Below are 23,834 nucleotides of genomic sequence, written 5' to 3' on the forward strand. Positions count from 1 at the left end.
GTACGTTGTGGGAATGTGTGATGCTTTTTAAATAATTTTTAAGCACCTATTCAAGAAGAAAGGTGAGGTAAACTCGCTCCAATTATAGAATTAAGTCGTGATAAGTTATTTTTGAGGAAAGATGTAGAGCGTCGTAAAGATGAATCAAAAGAGTTACATTCTAAGTACAGACCTTATGATGAATAAATGAAAAAGGACCACCCTCCACAATCGATGGAAAAGGCGGTCTGATTTGGTTATTTTTTTAACTGCGGATCAATGATTGCTTTTAACGCAAGTCCTTTGTAATCGTCTTCTGTCATTTCACGATTTTCATGTTTTTGACGCCAACTTTCATGAGCACCTGCTTTAATAGCGGCTTCCACAATCATAGTTAAGCGGGCTTTACTATTTAGCGTTAATTCTGTTTCAGCTTTTAAAGAGGGGCTACTAAATGCCATTATTTCATCGCTTTCCTTTGCATTTGCGTTCAAAGACTTACCAACGAATTCCACTAAACATTCGGCAATTGCATAGCAGATTTCCTCGAATTTCCGTTTGTAAATGGCTGTGTCAGCTGTAGAGGATACAAAGCATACTTCGATAAGTATTGCTGGTTTGTTCGTCCCATTTAAAAAGGCTAAGTCTTTACGCAATTTAGCTCCTCGATTGATTAATCCACTTACATCACTAATCGCTTTTGAAATTTTAGCAGCAACATCTTTTATTGTTAGATAAAGTACCTCAACACCTACCCCTCTATCAGTACGACTGGATGAATTAAAATGTACCGATACATCAAGTTCTCGACTAGTTGAGTTGTGCTCATTGACCAGATATTTTAGGTTTTGGGATTGATTTTTCGATGAGTCGTCTACAACATGGTTAGTTGTGATTTTATTTACTCGTAGTATTTCTACGACTCTTTTAACTACTTTTCGCGCTTCTGTTACTTCATCGATTAAATCACTTGCCCCTGTGCCCGGCAACCAGTGTCCTGGACTAATTGTTATCATTTTAATTCTCCTTCCTCATTGATACCTGTTTTTTCTTTAACTATTTTTAAGAGATTTTTAACGAATGGAGGCATTGGAGCGCCCATCTTTACTCCATTTTCAGCAATTGAAATAAACTCAATTGCAATATAAGCAAAGGCTGCACCATCACCGATGTAACCACCGAATATATCAAAATCTACATATTGCCTTGTCATAAATTCTAGTGCATATATCATGCCAATAAGCAACAAGATATAAAGCTTTCGAACAAATCCAGTCCAGCCCACACGACTATTAAGTTCTTTATTTATTCCTGCAGCTACAAGGCCTGTTGTATAATCTGCAAGCATAAATAAAATGAGGATTGACACTGCAACCCCCACTAAGTCAAACATATATGAAATTATTGCACCTAAAACTCCTGATGCTAAAGCTATTTTATTCTCCATTTTCTCACCTCATAAAATAAAAATAGCACTGCTCGACACAGTGCATTGCTGTTACATAATGTAAAAAATGCATAAAAAATAACGCTAGCTTTATGCTGCGTTTTTCCTTTTACGATTTAGTGCTTCCGTACGTCGAATTAATAAGGGTAATTAGTTCTGTATACTCTGGATCGCTTAATTGTCCTACTGTGTAAATAGTATTTACTCGAGTTTCACAAACCTCTTTTGAATAAGTTTGTGCACTGATAATTTTCTTCCAAATGTCACATATTTTCATTTACACTCTCTCCTTTACCCTAATGACATTACTTCTAACAATGCTGTTTGATATGTTGTTTCTGCGTAAATTAGTTCTACTACAGTTGTACCAGGCTCCATTATTGGAACAGGCTCCGCAGATATACGTTGTTCAACTTTATGTGATACTGTCTCACCGTCTTTTGTATATTCTATTATCTCATAGTCGCCTTCTATATATCTTCTCAATTCCTCCATCACCGTAATACCTCTCTTCTAATCAAATTGAACTGCAATTTTAGCTGTAGCGCCTCTGGGAGTGCCAGCCTCAATAACTGTGTATTTTAATTCTAAACTCGATGTGAATGAAATATCGACAGCCCTTTCATCAACCAAATTCCCACTAAATCCCCCGAATAAATCCTGGAGTTTACCCATTAATATACCATCGATATATAATTCCATCCTTACATAATTCGGATTTGTAGTACCTATATATTCTGTATTTAATACTGTTACTTTACCAGAACCAGTTATTTTTAATACAGACCATGTTCCCGTATCAAGACTAGACGCCTTCGACCCTGAATAAAACATTGTTCTTTTTCTTGGACTATTATTAGCTTTAATTGTTGCTACATCGGACTTTATTGTATTTATATTTGCATTCGCTGTAGAGACGTTTGTATTTATGGTATTTATATTGGTGTTCATTGTATTGGTACGTGTATCAATAGTTTCTGTTTTGGTCTTAATTCCATCAACAACCGTTTTTGTTGCATCGACTACAGCTTTTATGGCATCTTGCATTGCTTTTGTCGCCAAATCAATAATCGTAGCCATTACTCAACAACCTCCTCGTACCAAATTTGTGGTTCGCCAGCTGCTGATAAAGAAAATCCCCAGCGGTATAACACACTTTCATGCACGAATGTGTTAATATTTTTTATTTCTTGTTTTATCTCATTTATCTGTAATAATATTTCTCTCTCTAGATTTTGCAATTCAGCTACGCTTGCAAATACCAAAGAAGTGTCGATTGTTGCTGTGACGTTTGTTGCATTACCAACAATTGTAACAATATCTAGGTTACGTTCAATAATGTCCGTTCCGCCACCTGCAGGAATATATTCTGCTAGTGCACCTGCGTTTGCGTAACAGTATAAAATTTCTCCTAGATCTGGATCCTGGGCAAATACCCCGATTTCTCTAAAATAAAATCCTTCAGTCAAATCATTATTGGACCAAGTCGTTCCGACTGTAGCTTTGCCATCCGATTGTACTTTTAGCTTTGAAATGCTTAGTGATTTCTTTTCACTTATAAGTCCGTTCAAAGCCAAAATTGGTGTAGAGCCTAATTGACCATCACCCATTGCGATTCTTGTGTAGTGTAAATTAACACCTGTTTGAGCTTTTGATTGAAGGAGTTTACCTTTATTAGTAAAAATTAATCCTCCGAATGCCCCCATACTTAATTCACCTGCCCATAAACTTCATGTATTCCTTGGTGTACTATTCCAGCAAGCTTAAAGTCCATCTGCTCAGTTTGAAGAATAATAACACTATCTAAATGCGATCTAGTATTTTTCACAGTATTCAATGCTCGTAAAAATTCCTCAGCTCGCTCTTGAGTTACAGATTGATTACTTGTGACTACTCTGAATCGGTACGGATTACCGCCATAATCAAACCATTCTTCGACAGTGCCTTCATCAAAGAGCGTTTCTATTAAAATCTCGACTGCTGCAGGTGTACCTTTAATTTGATGGATATAGACACTCTCTTTAATTAATTTTCTCTTTGTCTCGATATCTAGTGATCTATCGTAAAAATCGACATGAAAAAAATAAGCAACGTGGTCTAACACGTCACTTTCTAACTGATCTATTCGAGGTAAAATCAAAGATTTATCAACAGCATTTACAACCACAGAGAAACCTAAATCCACCGCTTTTGAAGCAGCAATAATATCAGGATTATTTTTTAGACTTTCAGGAAGAAGGTCCATTAATTGAACTTCATAAATGGTTTTACTCATCCTCAAAACCTCCAAATGTCACTGTTTTTATATTGGCCACGGCCACTTGATTATCGTTCAATGTCATGTATGTTGGAGAAACAATTTCAACTCGTTTAGCTCCTCGCTGTTGTTTATTATCCTGTGTACCTACAAAAATCATTTTTGCTATTGCCTCGGATGGATTTATATCCCTTCCTATTTTTGAGCGTTGCCAAATGATGTAGTCATCAGTTGCAGCTTCCACTCTATTTCTCAAATCTTGCTCTACGCTGATATCTGAAGAGTTAAGATAGTAAACCACATCTAAATCGTAATTGACAATCTCCGGTGCCCCTACCTGCACTTTATCAGTTAAAGGTCTTCTGTTTTTGGCGCTTAAATATTCAAGTAGTCCATCTAAAAATGTTTGATCGGGAATTTGACCGTATTGCAAAAGAACTCGAATATCTATAACACCATCGCTAGGGGAAGTTACTTTAACATCTGCAACCAGCGGACTATATTGCCTTACAAAATATTCATATGCCCCCTCTGGACCAGCTGTCGAAAAACCTTCGGGAGCAAGATGAATTCTATTTTTATAATTTTCTTCACTTTCTTCCTCTACTCCACCGCCACTAGTTTCGATATTTTCAACAGTTGCATTGTAAGGTAAAGGATCTACTAAAATATTAATTTGCCCTGGGGTGAAATCATTTCCTATAGTTCCTGGCTGAGTGCACTCTGTTAAAACGTCAACAAACGTTGCACCTGCTGGGATAACAGTATTCTCTTTCGTAGCAAAATATATCTCATTACCAGGACTTACCCTTGTACCTGCAGGGATTGTTTCATCAGTCGGCCGCGCACTACTTAATACAAATCGCATTAAAACTTTAGCAGCTCGCGCTTCTAGTTGATCAGTTCTGAAAAAAGCACCAAGGTTCTTTAAGTTCGCTCCTCGAGCATATTTCAATAGATTTTGTTTAGCTGTATCATTCAGCATAACTCTCAATTGCATTTCTTTTAATGCTTGTGAGTACAAAAAAATTCGAATCGGATCCCCAGGGTAAAGTTTTTTCACTTCCCCCGTCTGCTCAAAATAAGCAGCTTCATAACCAGCAATTGCATCATTAAGAATTTGGTTAACATCTGTTTCAATAAAATTCACTTCTGGTAAATCGTTAAGATTAAGGGACAATTTCAATCACCACCTTAGGAAAAATCTTGCCGTTTTTAGGATTAACCTCAAAATTCACCTCTTTTACACTTGCTCTCGGTTCATATTTTTCTGTTTTTTCCGTATATTCGACTATCAATCTACCTTGAGCAAGAGGTATTGGTGCATCCAACAATTCTATGTTTATGCCGAAATCTCTATCAAATGGGACAGTACCTGCCGGAGTTGTGTAAAGTGTTTTTAAATTTTGATAGATTTCCGTATTTCCCTCAGCTCCAAAATCTATATTTACCAATGTATAATCTATCATCATAATCTCTCCACATACTCTTCTAATTCGATATCAACTTTGCCTGTGACAACTTCACCTTTATTCAGTATGACTCCCCACATTTGAGAAACAGACTTCACTACCCATTTATCAACACCTATCCTTTTATTTCCAATGACAAACGTTTCAGCAGTGCCAGATCTAGCCTTAATTAACCATCTATTCATCTCATCGCGTGGATGTACTCCATATTGCCCATTGAGGTTTACCGTAAATGAAACCGTATCTAAGTCCGGACCTATAAATTCAGATGTCGGCTTTTTCCCAATAACTTCATGTTTAGCCCACCTACTGGCAGTACTTCGCTGTAATTCCGAAAAAGTTAAAATACGAGAGTTACTTGTTTCAAAAACTATATCTCCATAAAATCCAATCATAAAATCACCTAACTTCCAATATTGGTTGCTCTGACGGTCCCAGTGGCAACAATATTTCCTTCTACATTAAAATCCCCTTTTACTGTGAGTGGTTTACTCGATTGGATAATCAGTTCACTAGAATCCTTCTTATATTCAATAAATGTTCCATCGCTAAACTGTTTTCTATATATTTTTTCATTTGCTACAGGGGGATGATGAACATCCGAATAAAAGGTCTTTAGACAAAAACCTTGTTCAATATCATTGCCTAAAAAGAGACATAATGCTTGTTGACCAATTTCAGGTATATCATAATCAGACGCCATTAGAGGTAAGTCACTAATGATTTGATTGTCCTTATCTTCAAAGAGAATATCTACAGTACCTGCTACTGCATTTACTGAATTGATTTTTCCTACTCTAATTAGATTTCTAACTAACGCTAGGGCTTCATTACTCAATTAATAACCCTCCAATACTCTTCTGATTTCTAAATCTGTTGTTGATCCACCACCAACGTTATGTGTTGCCTTGGTAATGTAATACTTTCCGTCAAAGACTCCAAATCCTTTTAAATTGATACAAGAAGCACCGAGCAATTCAATATTTAATGTTACAGAAAGTGAGCCTGTATACTCTGTTTTATTTAATTTTCTGAGAGTTTTCTGTGCTAACCTTCTAGCTTCATCTCCGGTTCTTACCTTGGCATTTAATTGATATACCTTGTCCTTTTCCTTATCAATGTCACGAATACTAAAAAGAAACTCGATATTTCTACCGAGCTTCGAATCATAGTATTTTACATTTACACCTGCGTAGGCTGTGTTGGAAAGAGTGGTTTTGAATGAATAATCCAACACTGTCGAGCTGGATTCATCATAAGTAGCAACAGCCTTTCTTTTTTCGAACTCTTCTTCATCAAAGATAACGATTTTGCGATCAGTTACCTTCATGGCCAAACCTTCTTTTTCGCACAACTCAGATAAAAAGGCAGAATCTGTTTTTTCTGTTTGCTGAACACTTGGATAACGAGGGTTATTGATACCAATAAATTGAACTGTCAAACCTGCCCGTTTCGCAATATCTGTAGCAATGGCTTTTAAAGTAATATTCCGCCACGACTTACTTCGCTCTGTATTTGAAAAGTTACTGTTTAGTGGTGAAGATATCGCATTTATAGTTATAACTCTTGGTCGACCAGAGAACTCTGGTTCATCTACAAAAAAACGACCACAAGGTAAATGCTGCTTGTCGCCGTTTTTTCTCCAGTTAGTTGTGTGAATAACAGTGTTGATAACATCCCCTTTAGTAGGAAACCAGGGTCCACTCCATTTTTTCTTCTCATCTTTGAGCGAAATACTAATATTATCAGCTTCACCCGATGCATTATCGGTATAAGAGAAACTAATAAGATCCGACGACACCTCTTTGCTTATGTCAATGCCGGAGTAATTTATCTCTATATACGATTTTCTAGCATCCATTAATCAACAGCTCGCTTCCAAGGAGGTAGATTTTCAGAAATCGAGGCCTCTATTTCCGGAATGATTAACGTAATACCTGCAGGGAAAATTGTGTAATGTACATAATCGATGTTTTGCTGCATTAACTTAGCTGTCTGAAGTGCGTCTCCCATTTGAAAATGGGCAATTGAATCCCATGTGTCACCGGAAACCGTTGTATAAGTACCCAATACAATTACCTCCTAGCTAAATTTTAAACGTTTCTTTTCTGCCTCGTATTGCTTCATAAATTTTTTAAACTCATTAAAGCCAATCCTTGCAGCTTGTTTAACTTCCGATTCATCAATTTTCCCATTACCATGATAATGAAAATGAAATTCATATCGTTCATCGCTATCACTGTATGAATCTCCTGTTTTATTGCCTCCATTTAGAAGGGCATCTAATTTGGATAGTGGTAGTACAGCTTCCTGTTCTGCCCCCTCCCCAATCATTGCTAAAGTTGGACCTGTTGTAATACCGCCTTTCGCCAACATTGGGATTTTCGGAATGCTCAATCCAAATGACTTACCTCCGACTTTTGGTACCCAATCTGGAATGTCTACACTTAAATCATTCAACCCACCTATTACAGTATTAGCAGCCGAAATTAAACCATTTATGGCTCCACGGCCTACCGAAACCACACCGTTAAACATTCCCCGGATTAATCCAGAAATAAAGCTCACAATCGTACTTACGATAGATTTTAGGGAAGAGAATGGACTTGACATCACTGATTTTAGTTGTCCAAAAATCGAAACAATATTGGACCATAATAATTGCAAGGAGCTCCATATCTTGCCGAAAAATCCACCTACTGTAGAAACTAAACTACCAAAAACATTTCGAATTGCTCCAAAAGCCGCAGCAAAGACATTTCTAACGGCACTAACAATAGACATAAAAATATTTACTCCAAAAGTACGCGCTATATTGAACACCTGAATAAATAAAGTGACTCCATTTTTTACTATGCCTATCATTTTTCCAATGGCTTTAAATATGGTTTGAACGATATTTCCTGCAATTCTATAAAATCCTGAAACAAATTGATGATAGTAATATTGAACATTGGTTGCTATTTTTTGTCCTAAACCTTTTAAGAAACCCCAGAAAGTTTTGGCCAACGCTTTAATGGAACCTATTAATTTACCAACAATAAGTAAATTCCATAGATTCCAAAGTAATTGAATGGCTCCACCTAAAAGTTGCTTCACTCCTTCCCACAATCCAGACCAATCACCTGTAAATAAGGAAGCGAAAATCTTAACCAGACCAAGGATAACGTTTAGAGCTCCTTGGATTACCCCTTTTACATTTGCCCATAAAGATTTCAGGATAAAAAGAGCTATAGGAGCTAAAACTTGAACAACTTTTGCTATAAATCCAAAAACATTTTGGACAGCCTTGACAATTTGGGCACCATCTTTTTCAAAAAACTCTCGTATTTGCCCCCATATACTAGTAAAAAAGTTAACTGCATCTAATAAAATAGGACCTATAATGCCCGCAATAGATTTAATTATCGGCGCTAATTTGCTTACAGTATTCAAAAATGCGTCTTTAATTTTAGAGAGAGTTCCCTGTATTTTGCTTGCGTCAGGTAATATATTGCTTATCGAACCCGCAAAACTTGAAAATTTTGAAAATGCTTTCCCAGCTTTGTCTAAAGAACCTTTCACAAACTTTTCGATTTTAGGCATATGGGTTGCGAATCCTTTTGAAACGTTGGTAAGCACTGGTAATAATTTTTGACCAATAGGTATTAATACACCCGTTTCTACCTGCCTTTTTATCCCTTGAAATGCCAAACTTAACGAATCGTATTTGATATTCTTAATTTGTTCCATTGTCATTTTCGTCATATCAAACTGACTTCTGACGTTGGCCATGGAAGTAATTACGTTCATTTCCAAATCTTCTGCTTGAGTACCAAATAAACCGACTGCGATAGCATTTTGTTTTGCCGGATCTTTCACTTTTTTTATTGCTTCAACTACCTGATTAAATGCTTTCTGTGCCGCTGGGCCTCCTGCAGCAAAGGTTTGAGTCATTTTTTCTCCACTCATTCCTAACATTTCAAAGGCTTCCATACTCGTTTTGGATCCATCCTTGGACCGTATACCGAATTCTTTTACTGCATCTCCAACTTTATCGAGGTTAAATGCACCATTTGCTAAACCTGTTGAAAAAATGTCGAACATTTGATTTGCATTAAAGCCTAGTTTCGCAAAATATGGTGCATATTCATTTGCTGAATCAATCAATTCATCTGATTTATTTAGACCATTCTTCGCACCTTGAGCAAGTAAGTTATAAGCTTGTTGGCTAGTAATTCCAAAGTTACGCATCATGGTGTCTGAAGCTTTGATAGATTGATTGATTTCTTCTCCAAAGACATCCCGATAGATAATCGCATTTGCTGTTGCAGTTTCTAATTCTTTACCAGCTAACTTTGTTACACTTTCTGCAGTAGAAATCGCTTGAGCAATATCTTCCCAATTCTCACCAAGATTTTGATTATAAAGATTCTTTGATATTTCTCTCATTTCGGCCATCTTAGACGCTGAAACATCAGTTGAAGCTTCTACTTGCCTCATGGCATCTTCGTATTCACTTGCTGCCGAAATCGCAGCTCCTATGCCAGCTGATAAGGTTACAAAAGCTGCGCCAGCAGCAATCGCTGTCGCACTTAACACTCCCATGGTTTTGTTAAGTTTTACCGAACCACCGTTTAAATCATTAACTTCATTTCGGGTATTTTGAAAGTTACGGGTAGTATTAGCAAAAGCTTTTCTCATGGATGAATTCATTGAAGCGCCGAGTTGAAAAGCAATTTGATAAGTAGTTGTATTACTCATTTTTTCTTCAACACCGCCTCTGCATCTTCAATGGTTTCTCCGAGTTCAAAGAAATTCATTTTGACAAAGTAATCCAAGCTCGTTTTTAGAGAAATAGAAAGACGAATGCAAAGTTTCCTTAACATTCGTCCATCAATTTGCTTTATATATTTGTGCCCTTCTCTTTTTATAATTCCTAGGCGTTCAAAAAACCCATCACCATATTTTTCACTTTTAAGCCCTCACTTGCCGGAAGATGCTCAAAGAACTCTATTGGCTTACTTGAAGCTTTTGCAGCAACAATTACGGCATATCCGATTGTTACTTCATTCATTACAGAAAACTGTCCAGACGTACTAAATTGTTTATCAGCTTCAATTAAGTCACTCGTAGTTAGATTTTCAAGGCCACTTAAATCAACTTCTGTATACTCTTTTCCTTCAAAAGAAACAGGTTTTTTAAATACAACTTTCATATTTTCATTTACTGCGTTCATAATTCAATCATTCTCCTTCTTAAATTAGATTTCTAACATCAGCAAGTAGATCTTCGCCGTCTACAATATAAATAGAGTTGAGCTTGTCCAGTTCTAAAAGTACTTTTCCATTCTCTTCTACTTTTAGATAAAGAACCTCAATGGTATTTTTAGTTTCTGTTTGAGTACCTGCCGCTAACTTTCCTAATTCCAAGGCCTTTGGAATACCTCTAATGGTAATTTTTAAACCTCTTTGTCGTATACCTCCGCCGGATACATCGTAACTTTGTTGTGCAGCTCTTAGTACTATAGATCTTCCTTTATTTTTTAGAAGACTAAATGATTTATCCGTTAATGTTCTAAACGGAATTTCCATCGTGATACTACCGAAGTGTCCAGGGGTTGGACTTTCATACTCACCTAGCATACCTGCACCCGAAACAGCTTCAGACATTAACTCTAATGTCGGTAATGTAACTTCTGCAGATACTCCAACTAATTTTTCTGTATCATCATATACGTTATAACTATGGACTTTCTCTGGAATTGGATTACTCATTATTACTCACCTCCGAAAATTGCTTCACTAAGCATATTAGGATCAAATTCTAATTCGTTTTCTATTAATTCTGCAGGTGTATAAAACGCCATTTTTTGAACAAATTTAATTTTCCCATTTAGGATATTTGAAATTGAGTTTTCTTCTTGGTTAAATTCAATTTTAGCTCCGGCAATTTGCCCTTTCGCCTTAAATCCATTTGCTCGAATATTCTCGCTGTCTACTACACTCTCAATTAAACGATAATTAGTAGAATCATCGACTTTATCGAAGTATTCCTGGATGAAAGAATTTCCCCACCAATCGAACATACGTCGTACAGCTATAAAGCGATCTTTAGGATCCATCACACTCGAGTCGTTAGGGTCAAACGAATAAGCAGCTGTATTATTACCCCAAGTTCTCCAACCGCCCATATTAATAGCAGTAACAATACCCATACCATTCAAGACGTTTCCTTGAATTTGGTCTAAAAATACTGAATCGCCATTATCATTCACCATATCGCTAATAGCGATTTTTAAGTTAGAAGGTGATTTATACGGAACGTTTTCGTTTTCTGAGTCTCTTTTTGCAATAGCTGCTGCAACAATCGTGCTAAATCGATATGTTTTTTCTCCTATTTTTGCTTTTGGCCAACAAACGATTGATGTTTTATCGTTGAATCCGTTGGCTTTTTTGTTTTCTCCTGCAATTTCTTTTGTTGTTCCAAGCACATCTAAAATATTAGTGGCATTAAAACTTCCATTAATCTTAGTAGATTTTGCAACCAATACGTTTCCTACTTCGGCTTGCTGTGAAAATCCAGGAGCCAACAAAGTATTTGGAACAACACCTAATGTTGGATAAATCGTCTGGATAAGCTCAAATCCTTTATATTTATTCGTAGCAGCATCATAACCTCCAATAATGTTGGCATTAGTTACTGCACTCGGATTTAACTCATCGAACGTTACCTGAATTTCTGTTACATTCGCCATTTGTCCAGATGACAGCACAGAAATTAAAGGTTTTCCATTTTGATTAAAAGAGACTAAATAATCTTGGCCCTTCATATAAGTAGTCGCTCCGTCCGCGCTTTTAACAACTAGCGTGGATAAAAGAACACCTTCTTTATCGATTAATCCTTCTTTGTTGGTAATTTTAATTGAAGTAGGTTCAGAGCTCTTTTTATGAATTGAAGGATCTAACACGTTAATAAATACAACAGGTCCTACTTTGAATTTCTTAAAGCTCGCGTCCATAACCTCACAAAGAGTGAAATCCTTCCAATTGTCCGAATATCCGAGTTTTTCTTTTGCTTCATCAAAACTTCGAATTAGTAACGGTTTATTACATACATCAGTTGGATTTTCTACTAAATTGATTGGCGCTGTCCCGAAAACCACTTGGACTGCAGAAAGTGACTCTTCCGGTTGTGGAATGGAAGTTGGCTTTTCAATAACCCCAATACCGTGTTGATAGACCATTATTTATTACCTCCATTTGCATAATTAAGAGCTTTTTCGAACAATAGTTGTTCTCGAGTGCCCTTTTGATAAATTCTGTTTTTTACTGCAGCAAAATCTTGTACAGGAATTAGAAGTTCTTTAACTGCTGCTTCTGCTTCAAGATGTTTTTTTACATGTTCAGGTAAATTCCCTTGAAAAACAGCATATTGTGAAATTTCCCCGTTATTTATTGTGGGTCCACAATAAATAAGTGTCTTAGGTTTAGATAAAACCTTAGACACTTGCTCAGTAGTTGCCTTTGCATTTTTTAGTATTGTTTCATTTTTATTCATATTAGATGTTCAACATCCTCTCGTAATGGTATAGGTACCTCCCAATTGGTTTCAAGACCTGCAAAATAGTAAGGAGCTGAGTCCTCTTCTTGATAGGTTGCACGAATTGGGTACACTAATTGAAATTGATCTTTTATTATGGGATTTCTAATTAGACTCTCATAAACTTTTTGGATAACAGTTAGTGCATCTGTGTACCCTTGATTATCTTCAGAACGATCAAATACCCCCACTATGAAAAGTATCCTACTTTGACCTGGTTCACTTTCTGTTAAACCTTCTACATCCGCAAATCGTATGCAAAGATATGGATATAGAGATACATCAGTGCTTTTATTTTTATGAAAATCATACGAAAGAAGAGTATATTAACGAAGAACTTGAAAGCTACCGGCTAGAACTAGAAGCAGAGCAAAAGGGGTAACATCATTAGCTTCCGAAGAGCGAAAAGGGAACGCAGGTTAAGAAACAAATCTAAAACACTCTAAAATAATTACTAAAATTCGCAAAAGGAGCAGACAAACAAGTCTCGCTCTTTTCTTATTAAGGTGGTAGAAACAATGAAGAAAGCAGCATTATATGTCCGTGTAAGTACGATGCACCAAATCGACAAAGATTCTTTGCCTTTCCAACGTCAGGAGTTGCAAAATTATGCTAAGTACGCTCTGGGTATTGATCAGTGTGAAATATTTGAGGATGCTGGGTATTCCGCAAAAAATACGGATAGACCTAAATACCAGCAAATGATGAATCGTATTCGGCAAGGCGAATTCTCTCATTTGCTAGTTTGGAAGATTGATAGGATCTCGAGGAATTTAAAAGACTTTTCAGAGATGTACGATGAATTAAAAAAATATAAAGTTACTTTTGTTTCGAAAAACGAGCAATTTGACACTTCTACAGCGATGGGAGAAGCAATGCTTAAAATTATTCTTGTTTTCGCAGAATTGGAACGTAAAATAACTGCTGAACGTGTATTTTCTATCATGCTTTCCCGTGCTGAACAAGGTTTGTGGAACGGTGGTTCTGTACCTATCGGATACGAATTACCGAGTGTAAGCGAAGGTGATAACGAGAAGCCATTCCCAGTTGTTTGTGAAAAAGAAGCTTCTGTTGTTCGTTATATTTTTAATTTGTACGAAAAACTTGCTTCTACATCAAAAGTGGCTTTTGTACTAAATAACAAACAAATCACGACTAAACAAGGTAGTAATTGGACGGCCAAGGCTGTTAGGGATGTTCTACGGAACTCTTTTTACATCGGAACATACGAATATAACAAAAGAGAGAGTGAAGGTAGCAGACGCTTAAAAGATAAAGAAGAGTGGGTAGTTAAAAAGGATAATCATACACCCATTGTTTCTAAAGAACAATACTATCGTGTAAATAAAATGCTAGATGATAATTACAAAGGTATTGGAGATGCACAGCGAGCAAATATTCATACTCATATCTTTTCGAAAATGCTCTATTGTGGTAAATGTGGTATGTTACTCACTTCTGGTTTAGACGTTGCTCGAAAAGATGGTTATCGCCCCTCAAGGTATACTTGTTCAACAAATAAACAAGTAGAAAACATACACAACTGTAACAACTTCGTGAGTGATATTACAATTACTCCTTTTATATTGAATTATATATCTAATCTCATTAGGTTTCAGGATAAAGCGACACCTAAACACACCGTAAAAGATATGGAAAGAGCGTTGCTACGAGGCGGAGCTTTTGTGGATGTACTAGGAATTGACAAAGATGCATTAAAAGAAACACTTACTATACTCATAAACAGTTCAAGCAAACAAGTGTACTCTCAAAACTCAACTAGTGAATCCATAAATATCAATTTTGAACTCGAAGAATTAAAAAAAGAAAAGGCCAAATTCGAAAAGGCTCTTAGCCGCCTAGAAGATTTGTATTTATTTAGCGATGAGGGGATTAGTCAAAAGGATTATATTTTTAAGAAACGCGAATTAATTGATCGTGTAGAAAAATTAGATGCAGAAATAAACGTAATATATCAGAATTCAGTGAACGAAACCCATAATAAATTTGTTGATAACGCGAAATATTTCTTAATCACACAAGAACTACAACAAAGTAGAGATGTTGATTATCGCGAAATGTTAGATGTAGTTGGAATTGAAGTGTTGGCAGATTTCGTTCAATCAGTTATCGATAGAATCATTATTAAAGATAAAAAAGTGGCCGCTATTACATTCAAGAATGGGATTACTCATAAATTTGCTTATAAGCCACTTCAGGAACGCAAAGCACACGGACGAGAGAAATTTTTATATCAGTCATACGAGGAAGTAGTACTTAATTATTTAAGAGAGCATGGTTCTGCCAGTCGTACTGAAATCGAAAATCTTACCAATATGAAACGCAGCAGCACGCTCGCACTTCTTAATGAATTGATGGAGAAAAATTTAGTTGAGAAACGTGGAAATTCTGTTGCTATAAGGTATTTTATTATAAATAAAAAGTAGATTCCTTTAATATTAGGAATCTACTTTTTATCATGGATTCTTCTTATAAAAATACAGTATCCATTTTCAGATTTATAATCTTCTATTTCCCGGAATCCTTCTCCATGATAAAACTGCTTTAGTTTTTCTATATCTTCACATTCTAAGTAAAATATCCGTCCACCAGCAAGCTTATGTATTTGGAGCATTGATTCAGTGGCTAATGCCAACAAGTCTCTTCCTGAAACTGCTCTCGTTGCTATAGCATCTTCAGAATAGTTTTTCCCCAGTTGACCTAGTAAATATCCTTTTATTTCATAATTTTCTCTTTCAGTTTTATGACCAAACCCTAATAATCTCTTCTTAAGGCTTGTACTGAATTTAGAGAAGTTTCTTTTTGAAATAATCAATGGTTTGTTGGATAGTGAATAGTATCCAACTAATACTGGATAACCTTTATATGAGGAAAATACTAAATACGTTCTAGCAATATCATTTTTTTCAAATTCTATTGCTTTATTATGTAAAAAGTCTTCAACGTCGTGTATTTGATCGCCGTTCCGAAGTGAACAAAAAGAGAGGAGAATTTGTTTAATTTCTTCCTCTCTTCTACCGGATCGGAGCATATCATACAATTGAACAATTTCTAATGCCACTTAAACATCACCTAGTTTTTACGAGCACCTAAAAAAGAGTCCATTAAATTGTTAATAGATCCAGTGTCTCGTACTATCTCTACTTTTTGCTGCAAAACATGTTCACGTGTTTTAGAATTTTCAATTGCATCAACTATTTTCTTGCCTGACTTAGCTGAAAATTTAAATTCAGTAAGAAAACTTTTAGTTGCCATACCCGCTTCACCTCATAAATAGTATACGTAATATTAAAAATAAAATTCGGGTTATTTTGGTAAATATAACTTTAACTTACGTTTAATTAAACAATAAAAGTGGTAATTTTGCAATACATATGGCTAAATATCTGTAATCCAATTCATTATTTAAAGAAATTGCCCAAGCCTTCAAACCTTGTCCTCATTGAATTTGTACGCAATCATAATATAATTTACTCACGCACAGCCTAATGTATGAAAAGCCACCGTTGACAAGGCTAGTACACCTCTTTCATTCAAATTCATATGAAATTGCAGACAACGCATAAAGTGGAGCTGTTTCTGCACGTAATATTCTAGGTCCTAAAGACATTGTTATTGCACCGGCTTCTATAAAGCTTTGTGCTTCCTTACGAGATATACCACCCTCTGGACCAAAAATTAATAAAATAGACTTCGATTCATTATCATACACTTTTTTTAGTTTATCCGCAAATCTTGTGCGTTCTTCTTTTTTAGCATCCTCTTCATCTGCAATAAAAACTGCATCATATTTTGAAAAGATGGATATTAATTCTTTAAACGAAATGGGATTCATAATTTCGGGAATATGTGTACGATGGGATTGCTCAGCCGCTTCTTGAGCGATTTTTTGAAGCCGCTCTGTCTTCTTTACACCTTTTTTATCATCCCACTTGACGATGGAACGTTCAGCCGCAAATGGGATTAGAGCATGCATTCCAAGCTCTGTTCCTTTTTGGGTAATCAAATCTAATTTATCACCTTTTGGAAGGCCACACGCAATATCAACTTTAATTGGCATTTCCGGTGATGGAATCGTTTCCCCAGTGCTTTTTGCTACCACTTCTTGACCTGCTTCGGCAATTTCACATATATGGGCAATTCCATTTTGTACAATAATAATTTGATCGCCTATTTGCATTCGCATTACTTTTAAAATATGGCGGGCATTGTCACCCGTAATCGTAACTTCATTATTTTCATTAAAAGTATCCTGTACAAAATAACGCTGCATTTTATACCTCCAAGGAGATTTAAATTAAATTATATAAATAAAATGAGAAGGAGTTGACCTCCTATAGGACAACTCCTCGCATTTATGGTCGGCGAGCAATAATCGCAACCCAATCTTCCATCATTAATACTTCCTCAATAGTAAAGCCTGAGTTTTCAAGCGCTGCTTTGACGTCGTCTTTCTTCGCTGTGATGATACCTGATGTTATGAATAATCCATTTGGTTTAACAATAGAGAAGGCATCATCTGTAAATGTCATAATGATTTCAGCTAATATATTTGCCACGACAACATCAGCTTGCTCTTTAACAGTATCTAATAGATTTCCATGGAAAACTTCCACTATATCTTGGACTTGATTTAATTCAATATTTTCACGTGCCGCCTTTACAGCTACTTCATCTAAATCTAGTGCATGCACTTTTTTCGCATCAAGCAAAGCTGCTGCGATGGATAATACGCCAGAGCCTGTTCCAACGTCTACAACGACGTCACCTGTTTTGACAACCTTTTCTAAAGCTTGCAAACACATAACAGTTGTTGGATGTGTACCCGTACCAAATGCCATACCTGGATCTAATTCGATAATTAATTCGTCCGTACTTACAGGTGTATATTCTTCCCAAGTCGGAACGATTGTAAAGCGTTCAGAAATTTTTACAGGGTGATAATATTGCTTCCATGCAGTAGCCCAATCTTCTTCATTTACTTCAGAAGTTGTAAAAATATTTTCCCCAAGGTTAATATCAAAATTGATAAGATTTGCGATTGCAAGCTTTATTTCTTCAACAGTTTCAGCTAAAAAACTAGAGGCTGGCAAATATGCTTTTACCACTACACCTTTTGATGGAAAATCATTTGGATTTAGTTCATAAATCTCACCAAATTGATCTTCTCTTTCTTTGTTTATTTCTGTTGAATCTTCAATGACAACACCGCTTGCGCCTGCTTCATGAAAAATATTTGAAATCGCTTCAACCGCTTCGTTAGTTGTTAAAAATGACAACTCCGTCCATTTCACTTGCAATCAGCTCCTCTTATTCATTTTGTCAAAATGGATAACAATCGTATCCATTTATTCACCCTTTAATGTTTTTTTTATTTTATCAAATAGTGAGCTACCATGTTCTTCTGGTATATCACCGCTAATTTCTGCAAAGTCACGTAATAATTGTTTTTGTTTTTCTGTTAGTTTAGTAGGTGTTACTACTTTCACAATTACATACTGGTGTCCTGTTCCATATCCATGAACGTTTTTAACACCTTTATCTTTAATACGGAACTGAGCACCTGATTGCGTTCCTGCTGGTATTTTTAATTTGACTTTACCGTGAATCGTCGGAACTTCAATTTCATCGCCCAGTGCAGCTTGAGGGAATGTTAATTTTAATTCGTAATATATATCATCGCCGTCTCGTTCAAAATACTCATGATTTTTCACGTTGAAGACGATATACAAGTCTCCAGCAGGGCCGCCATTTATGCCTGGTTCACCTTGACCAGAAACTCGTAGTTGTTGGCCATCATCTACACCTGCAGGAATGGTAACTTTAATTTTCTTGCGTTTTTGAACTGTACCAGCTCCATGACATGTTGAACATTTTTCAACAATAATTTTACCTGTACCACGACATGTGCTACATGTACGTCGATTTACCATACGACCAAACGGCGTATCAACGGTTTGATTAATTTGCCCAGAGCCGTTACATGTTGAACATGTTTTAGGACTTGTGCCCGGTTTTGCACCAGAGCCGCTACACGTATCGCAAGTTTCGTCCTTAGGAATTTCAATCTCAGTTTGCTTCCCAAATACTGCATCCTCAAAGGAAATATTCATTCGGTATTGAAGATCATCCCCTTTTCTTGGTGCATTCGGGTCTGAACGACGTCCACCGCCGCCAAAGAATGAGCTGAAAATATCTTCAAATCCTCCAAATCCAGCTCCGCCAAATCCGCCACCGCCGAAGCCTTGATTTGGTCCTTCGTGTCCAAATTGATCGTATTGAGCACGTTTACTATCATCACTTAATACTTCATATGCTTCTGCAATTTCTTTAAACTTTTCGTCAGCACCAGCTTCTTTATTAAGATCTGGATGATATTGTTTTGAAAGCTTACGATAGGCTTTCTTTATTTCATCTTTGCTGGCACTTTTGCTGACTCCAAGCACTTCATAATAATCGCGTTTACTCATCGCTCACACTCCGCTCTTTTTACATAACGTATATTGTACCACATATACAATTAGGTCTGTACATTGAAAAAGTCAAAGCCGAGAAACGGTCTTTGACTTTTTCTTTTTCTTAGTTATACAGTGCAAATACATTTCTAGTGTCGGCGGTTACCCGCTCCTCTAATTTTTAAGCTAACAACGTCCGTACCTTCGACACACTTGGATTTGCTTGTGTCGACATTGCCACAAAATCCTTTTGCGACGAGTAATCACAAAATAGCCGACCAGTTGTTGGGGCTCACACGATGTGAGTCATGCATCTGACGCTTCGCTTTCGATACAGATGAATTGTCGACGAGTGCCACAAGGAAGTGTGGCTTTCGTCGACGCGTAGCTTAACGAGCCGCCTTCGTTCGCTTTTCTAATGTCTAGCTATGAACGCTAGCCCCTCGACAACTTCGGTGCTGGCTACAAGGGCAAAACGAGCCCTTTTGCCAACCCCTCCAGTTGTTGTCGGAGCTTAACGAGCGTTCTCCGCTTTTCTTATTGTCTAGCTACGGCGGCTAACTCCTCGGTCACTTCAACTTCCTTCTGCGCGTGCAAGCACGCTTGGCGGAAGTCTCCAGTGCCTGTCGGAGTTTAGCGAGCCGCCTTCGCTTTTCTTATTGTCTAGCTACGGCGGCTAACTCCTCGGTCACTTCAACTTCCTTCTGCGCGTGCAAGCACGCTTGGCGGAAGTCTCCAGTGCCTGTCGGAGTTTAGCGAGCCGCCTTCGCTTTTCTTATTGTCTAGCTACGGCGGCTAACTCCTCGGTCACTTCAACTTCCTTCTGCGCGTGCAAGCACGCTTGGCAGAAGTCTCCAGTGCCTGTCGGAGTTTAGCGAGCCGCCTTCGCTTTTCTTATTGTCTAGCTGCGGCGGCTAACTCCTCGGTCACTTCAACTTTCTTCTGCGCGTGCAAGCACGCTTGGCGGAAGTCTCCAGTGCCTGTCGGAGTTTAGCGAGCCGCCTTCGCTTTTCTTATTATTTATTGTCGTCTTTTACTTCTTCAAAGTCAGCATCTACTACGCCGTCTTCTTTTTTCTCAGAACCAGCGTCTTGACCGCCTTGTGCAGCTTGTGCAGCAGCTGCTGCTTGTTCATACACTTTCATAATAAGTGGTTGTAAGACACCTTCTAATTTTTCTTTAGATGTTTTGATTGCTTCGATTTCTCCAGCTTCTAATGCTTTTTTCAATTCTTCTTTAGCATCTTCAACTGATTTTTTCTCTTCTTCAGTAATTTGCTCTCCAAGATCTGCAATTGTTTTGTCAACTTGGAATACTAATTGGTCAGCTTCATTGCGTAATTCAGCTTCTTCTTTACGCTTCGCATCTGCTTCTGCATTAGCTTCTGCATCTTTAACCATACGTTCAATCTCTTCATCACTTAATCCTGAATCTGATTGAATTACGATAGTTTGTTCTTTCTGAGTACCAAGGTCTTTCGCTTTAACAGATACGATACCGTTTTTATCAATATCGAACGTTACTTCGATTTGAGGTACACCACGTGGAGCTGGTGGAATATCTGTTAATTGGAAGCGTCCTAAAGTTTTATTGTCAGCAGCCATTGGACGTTCACCTTGCAGTACGTGGATGTCTACTGCTGGCTGATTGTCAGCTGCAGTTGAGAACACTTGTGATTTTGAAGTAGGAATTGTTGTGTTGCGTTCAATTAATTTTGTGAACACGCCACCCATTGTTTCAATACCAAGTGAAAGTGGAGTTACGTCAAGTAATACGATATCTTTAACATCACCTGTTAATACGCCACCTTGAACTGCTGCACCCATTGCAACAACTTCGTCAGGGTTAACACCTTTATGTGGTTCTTGGCCAGTTTCCTTTTTCACAGCTTCTTGTACTGCTGGGATACGAGTAGATCCACCAACTAAAATTACTTTATCAAGATCTGAAGCTGAAAGACCAGCATCTGATAACGCTTGACGAGTTGGGATAATTGTACGCTCTACTAAATCACGTGTAATTTCATCAAACTTAGCACGAGTTAAGTTTACTTCTAAGTGAAGTGGACCTTCAGCTCCTGCTGTAATGAATGGTAATGAAATTTGAGTAGAAGTTACACCTGATAAATCTTTTTTCGCTTTTTCAGCTGCATCTTTTAAACGTTGCATTGCCATTTTATCTTTAGATAAATCAATGCCATTTTCTTTTTTGAACTCTTGTACTAAATAATCTATAACTTTTTGGTCGAAGTCATCTCCACCAAGTTTGTTGTCACCTGCAGTAGCAAGTACTTCGAATACGCCATCCCCTAATTCTAGGATAGATACGTCAAATGTACCACCACCAAGGTCAAATACTAGAATTTTTTGGTCTTGATCTTGTTTATCTAAACCATAAGCAAGGGCAGCTGCAGTAGGCTCGTTAATAATACGTTCTACCTCTAATCCTGCAATTTTACCAGCATCTTTTGTTGCTTGGCGTTGTGCATCGTTAAAGTAAGCTGGAACAGTAATAACTGCTTTTGTTACTTTTTCACCTAAATAATCTTCAGCATAACCTTTTAAATATTGTAAAATCATTGCTGATACTTCTTGTGGAGTATATTCTTTATCTTCAATTTTCACTTTTTCAGAAGTACCCATTTTTGATTTAATTGACAAAATAGTATTTGGGTTAGTAATAGATTGGCGTTTTGCTACTTCACCTACTTGGCGTTCACCGTTTTTAAATGAAACAGCAGATGGAGTAGTGCGGTTACCTTCAGGATTTGGGATTACTTTTGGTTCCCCACCTTCTAATACCGCAACACAAGAGTTTGTTGTACCTAAGTCAATACCAATAATTTTGCTCATATTAAATTTTGCCTCCTAATTATTTAAACACCATTTAGTGTTGTTTACTATCAATTACACATTTACGAAATCAGCCAAAGGCTTTATTATTCGTTTACTGAAACCATTGAAGGTCGTAGCACGCGGTCTTTCAATTTATAACCTTTTTGAAGCTCGCGCAATACAATTCCTGATTCTTTATCAGAATCTGATTCTTGCATTACGGCTTGATGAACAGTAGGATCGAAAGTTTCACCTTCTGCAGCGATTGCTTCTAAACCTTCTTGTTTTGTAGCTTCAATAAATGTACGATATACCATTTCAATTCCTTTATATAATGAAACGGCATCTTCAGAAGTAACCTCAACCTGCAGTGCACGTTCAAGATTATCAAGAACAGGAAGTAATTCTGTAAGCAGTTTTTGTGCACGATATTTTTCCGCCGCTTCGCGATCTAGCTGAGAACGGCGTCGCAGGTTATCAAAATCTGCCCGCAGACGTAAAAAGCGATTTTCTTCTTCTTCCAGTTTTGCTTCAAGTTCTTTAATTTTCGCCTGTAATTCCTCTTCTACAGATAAAACTTGTTGCTCTGATTGCTCATTTACCTTTTCAGCAACCTCTTCATTAGTTGGTTCAGTTACTTCTTCTAATTGTTCTTTGTTTTCTGTCGTCTCAGACACGAATGTCTCCTCCTTATAACCCATCATTAAGTTTATTAGAAAGCACACGAGAAAGTCCGCTACGAATAATATCCAGCAACGAAACTACCCGTTGATAATCCATCCGAGTTGGTCCAATGATTGCAATGGAACCCTCCTGCTCTTTGCCTACTGAATAAGTAGCTGTAATGACGCTTAAATCCTCCATTGCTAAATGATTATTTTCAGACCCTATTCGAATATGGATTCCAGTATCACCAGGGTGGAATAATGAAATTACTTGGCTTTCCTTATCCATTAGTTCCATCAGTGCGCGAACTTTATTTAAATCGTGAAACTCGGGTTGGTTTAACATATTTGTTTTTCCGCCGAAGTAAATTTTCCCTTCATTTTGAACGGTTACAACATTTTTTAATGACTGGATTATGGAATCCGCCGTATTAATATGCTGTCTTAACACTTCAAAAGTTTCTAATTCCAATCTTTTTTGCAGCTCTATTAAAGGAGCTCCTACTAAACGCTCATTTAATATATTAACCGTTTTTTCAATATCTGACGGAGCAAACCCTTTCGGTAGCGTAATCGTACGGTTTTCTACATGACCGTTATCCGTTACGATAATTGCAACCGCAGTTTGTTCAGTTAATGGAACAATTTGAAATCTTTTTACACGATGCTTACCTACATTTGGTCCGAGTAATATCGTAGTATAAGATGTTAAATCTGATAAAATGTTAGCAGATTCACGAATCACTTGCTCCATTTCAACAATTTGATTTTGAAATAAAGATTGAATTAATCCAATCTCTTGAATAGACATCGTTTTTGGCTGCAATAAATGGTCAACGTAAAAACGATAACCTTTTTCTGATGGGACACGACCAGAAGAAGTATGTGTTTTTTCTAAAAAACCTAATTCCTCTAAATCAGCCATCTCATTTCTTATCGTTGCAGGGCTATATGTGATCCATTCCTTTTTTGAAATTTGGCGTGATCCAACTGGTTGAGCTGAAAAAACAAAATCATCAACGATAACTTGCAAAATTTGCAATTGTCGATTTGTTAACATTGTCATCACCTCTGTTAGCACTCTCTTGTTCAGAGTGCTAATGCTATAATTAAATTATCAAAT

Annotated in this window: 28 protein-coding genes; 1 reads left to right on the plus strand and 27 read right to left on the minus strand. The window is 37.0% G+C overall.

Annotated elements, in window-relative coordinates:
* Window positions 1-236: 236 nt before the first annotated feature.
* The 19 genes from MKY04_RS13500 to MKY04_RS13590 form a co-directional block, all read right to left on the minus strand.
* Entirely contained in the window at window positions 237-995 is a 759-nt protein-coding gene (locus MKY04_RS13500) for an N-acetylmuramoyl-L-alanine amidase (RefSeq protein ID WP_346234578.1), read from the minus strand.
* Window positions 992-1,426 (minus strand): phage holin family protein, encoded by a 435-nt coding sequence (locus tag MKY04_RS13505; RefSeq protein ID WP_346234579.1) that lies wholly within the window; start codon window positions 1,424-1,426, stop codon window positions 992-994. The genes MKY04_RS13500 and MKY04_RS13505 overlap by 4 nt, the downstream gene beginning before the upstream one ends.
* Window positions 1,427-1,535: 109 nt before the next feature.
* Window positions 1,536-1,703, minus strand: coding sequence for a hypothetical protein (locus MKY04_RS13510; RefSeq protein WP_346234580.1), 168 nt, complete (start codon window positions 1,701-1,703; stop codon window positions 1,536-1,538).
* 14 nt (window positions 1,704-1,717) lie between these two features.
* Window positions 1,718-1,924 carry a hypothetical protein gene (locus MKY04_RS13515; RefSeq protein WP_346234581.1) on the minus strand — a complete coding sequence of 69 codons (207 nt, stop codon included), beginning with the start codon at window positions 1,922-1,924 and terminating at the stop codon, window positions 1,718-1,720.
* A 15-nt stretch (window positions 1,925-1,939) separates the two neighbouring features.
* A complete protein-coding gene (locus MKY04_RS13520; RefSeq protein ID WP_346234582.1) occupies window positions 1,940-2,506 on the minus strand; it encodes a hypothetical protein in 567 nt (188 codons plus the stop codon).
* Window positions 2,506-3,132 (minus strand): phage tail protein, encoded by a 627-nt coding sequence (locus MKY04_RS13525; RefSeq protein WP_346234583.1) that lies wholly within the window; start codon window positions 3,130-3,132, stop codon window positions 2,506-2,508. Before MKY04_RS13525 ends, MKY04_RS13520 begins: the two co-directional genes overlap by 1 nt.
* Window positions 3,133-3,134: 2 nt before the next feature.
* Window positions 3,135-3,701 (minus strand): phage tail protein I, encoded by a 567-nt coding sequence (locus MKY04_RS13530; RefSeq protein ID WP_346234584.1) that lies wholly within the window; start codon window positions 3,699-3,701, stop codon window positions 3,135-3,137.
* A complete protein-coding gene (locus MKY04_RS13535) occupies window positions 3,694-4,863 on the minus strand; it encodes a baseplate assembly protein (RefSeq protein WP_126292768.1) in 1,170 nt (389 codons plus the stop codon). The genes MKY04_RS13530 and MKY04_RS13535 overlap by 8 nt, the downstream gene beginning before the upstream one ends.
* Complete coding sequence (locus MKY04_RS13540; protein WP_126292769.1) at window positions 4,853-5,152, minus strand: hypothetical protein; 300 nt, start codon at window positions 5,150-5,152, stop codon at window positions 4,853-4,855. Before MKY04_RS13540 ends, MKY04_RS13535 begins: the two co-directional genes overlap by 11 nt.
* Window positions 5,152-5,550 carry a phage tail protein gene (locus MKY04_RS13545; protein WP_126292770.1) on the minus strand — a complete coding sequence of 133 codons (399 nt, stop codon included), beginning with the start codon at window positions 5,548-5,550 and terminating at the stop codon, window positions 5,152-5,154. Before MKY04_RS13545 ends, MKY04_RS13540 begins: the two co-directional genes overlap by 1 nt.
* Window positions 5,551-5,558: 8 nt before the next feature.
* Entirely contained in the window at window positions 5,559-5,993 is a 435-nt protein-coding gene (locus MKY04_RS13550) for a phage baseplate assembly protein V (protein WP_126292771.1), read from the minus strand.
* On the minus strand, window positions 5,994-7,016 hold the full coding sequence (locus MKY04_RS13555; RefSeq protein ID WP_346234585.1) for a phage late control D family protein: 1,023 nt from the start codon (window positions 7,014-7,016) through the stop codon (window positions 5,994-5,996).
* Window positions 7,016-7,225, minus strand: a complete 210-nt coding sequence (locus MKY04_RS13560) for a tail protein X (protein ID WP_126292773.1) — start codon at window positions 7,223-7,225, stop codon at window positions 7,016-7,018. The genes MKY04_RS13555 and MKY04_RS13560 overlap by 1 nt, the downstream gene beginning before the upstream one ends.
* 12 nt (window positions 7,226-7,237) lie before the next feature.
* The gene (locus tag MKY04_RS13565) at window positions 7,238-9,898 is read right to left on the minus strand and encodes a phage tail tape measure protein (protein ID WP_126292774.1); all 2,661 of its coding nucleotides are present in this window, start codon (window positions 9,896-9,898) and stop codon (window positions 7,238-7,240) included.
* Between the two features lie 175 nt (window positions 9,899-10,073).
* Window positions 10,074-10,373, minus strand: coding sequence for a phage tail assembly protein (locus MKY04_RS13570; protein WP_126292775.1), 300 nt, complete (start codon window positions 10,371-10,373; stop codon window positions 10,074-10,076).
* A 19-nt stretch (window positions 10,374-10,392) separates the two neighbouring features.
* Entirely contained in the window at window positions 10,393-10,911 is a 519-nt protein-coding gene (locus tag MKY04_RS13575; protein WP_126292776.1) for a phage major tail tube protein, read from the minus strand.
* Window positions 10,912-10,913: 2 nt separating this feature from the next.
* Complete coding sequence (locus MKY04_RS13580) at window positions 10,914-12,380, minus strand: phage tail sheath family protein (RefSeq protein ID WP_126292777.1); 1,467 nt, start codon at window positions 12,378-12,380, stop codon at window positions 10,914-10,916.
* Window positions 12,380-12,694: a hypothetical protein gene (locus MKY04_RS13585; RefSeq protein WP_126292778.1), complete on the minus strand. Its 315-nt coding sequence runs from the start codon at window positions 12,692-12,694 to the stop codon at window positions 12,380-12,382. The genes MKY04_RS13580 and MKY04_RS13585 overlap by 1 nt, the downstream gene beginning before the upstream one ends.
* On the minus strand, window positions 12,691-12,927 hold the full coding sequence (locus tag MKY04_RS13590) for a hypothetical protein (RefSeq protein WP_346234586.1): 237 nt from the start codon (window positions 12,925-12,927) through the stop codon (window positions 12,691-12,693). Before MKY04_RS13590 ends, MKY04_RS13585 begins: the two co-directional genes overlap by 4 nt.
* A 327-nt stretch (window positions 12,928-13,254) precedes the next feature.
* Between MKY04_RS13590 and MKY04_RS13595 the strand changes: the two genes are divergently transcribed.
* A complete protein-coding gene (locus MKY04_RS13595) occupies window positions 13,255-15,183 on the plus strand; it encodes a recombinase family protein (protein WP_346234587.1) in 1,929 nt (642 codons plus the stop codon).
* A 20-nt stretch (window positions 15,184-15,203) separates the two neighbouring features.
* Here the strand turns inward: MKY04_RS13595 and MKY04_RS13600 are convergent, their stop codons facing one another.
* The 8 genes from MKY04_RS13600 to hrcA all read right to left on the minus strand — a co-directional run bounded on the left by MKY04_RS13600 (window position 15,204) and on the right by hrcA (window position 23,771).
* A complete protein-coding gene (locus tag MKY04_RS13600) occupies window positions 15,204-15,818 on the minus strand; it encodes a GNAT family acetyltransferase (RefSeq protein WP_126292781.1) in 615 nt (204 codons plus the stop codon).
* Between the two features lie 11 nt (window positions 15,819-15,829).
* Window positions 15,830-16,012, minus strand: coding sequence for a hypothetical protein (locus MKY04_RS13605; RefSeq protein WP_126292782.1), 183 nt, complete (start codon window positions 16,010-16,012; stop codon window positions 15,830-15,832).
* Window positions 16,013-16,286: 274 nt separating this feature from the next.
* Window positions 16,287-17,030, minus strand: a complete 744-nt coding sequence (locus MKY04_RS13610) for a 16S rRNA (uracil(1498)-N(3))-methyltransferase (protein WP_126292783.1) — start codon at window positions 17,028-17,030, stop codon at window positions 16,287-16,289.
* 82 nt (window positions 17,031-17,112) lie between these two features.
* Entirely contained in the window at window positions 17,113-18,051 is a 939-nt protein-coding gene (gene prmA, locus MKY04_RS13615) for a 50S ribosomal protein L11 methyltransferase (RefSeq protein WP_126292835.1), read from the minus strand.
* 54 nt (window positions 18,052-18,105) lie between these two features.
* Complete coding sequence (dnaJ, locus tag MKY04_RS13620) at window positions 18,106-19,227, minus strand: molecular chaperone DnaJ (protein ID WP_126292784.1); 1,122 nt, start codon at window positions 19,225-19,227, stop codon at window positions 18,106-18,108.
* Between the two features lie 1,001 nt (window positions 19,228-20,228).
* Window positions 20,229-22,064 (minus strand): molecular chaperone DnaK, encoded by a 1,836-nt coding sequence (gene dnaK, locus MKY04_RS13625; protein ID WP_126292785.1) that lies wholly within the window; start codon window positions 22,062-22,064, stop codon window positions 20,229-20,231.
* An 86-nt stretch (window positions 22,065-22,150) separates the two neighbouring features.
* Entirely contained in the window at window positions 22,151-22,723 is a 573-nt protein-coding gene (gene grpE, locus MKY04_RS13630; RefSeq protein WP_126292786.1) for a nucleotide exchange factor GrpE, read from the minus strand.
* A 13-nt stretch (window positions 22,724-22,736) separates the two neighbouring features.
* The gene (gene hrcA, locus MKY04_RS13635) at window positions 22,737-23,771 is read right to left on the minus strand and encodes a heat-inducible transcriptional repressor HrcA (protein ID WP_126292836.1); all 1,035 of its coding nucleotides are present in this window, start codon (window positions 23,769-23,771) and stop codon (window positions 22,737-22,739) included.
* Between the last annotated feature and the right edge of the window lie 63 nt (window positions 23,772-23,834).

Source organism: Lysinibacillus telephonicus, from assembly GCF_039654155.1.
Lineage (GTDB): Bacteria > Bacillota > Bacilli > Bacillales_A > Planococcaceae > Ureibacillus > Ureibacillus telephonicus.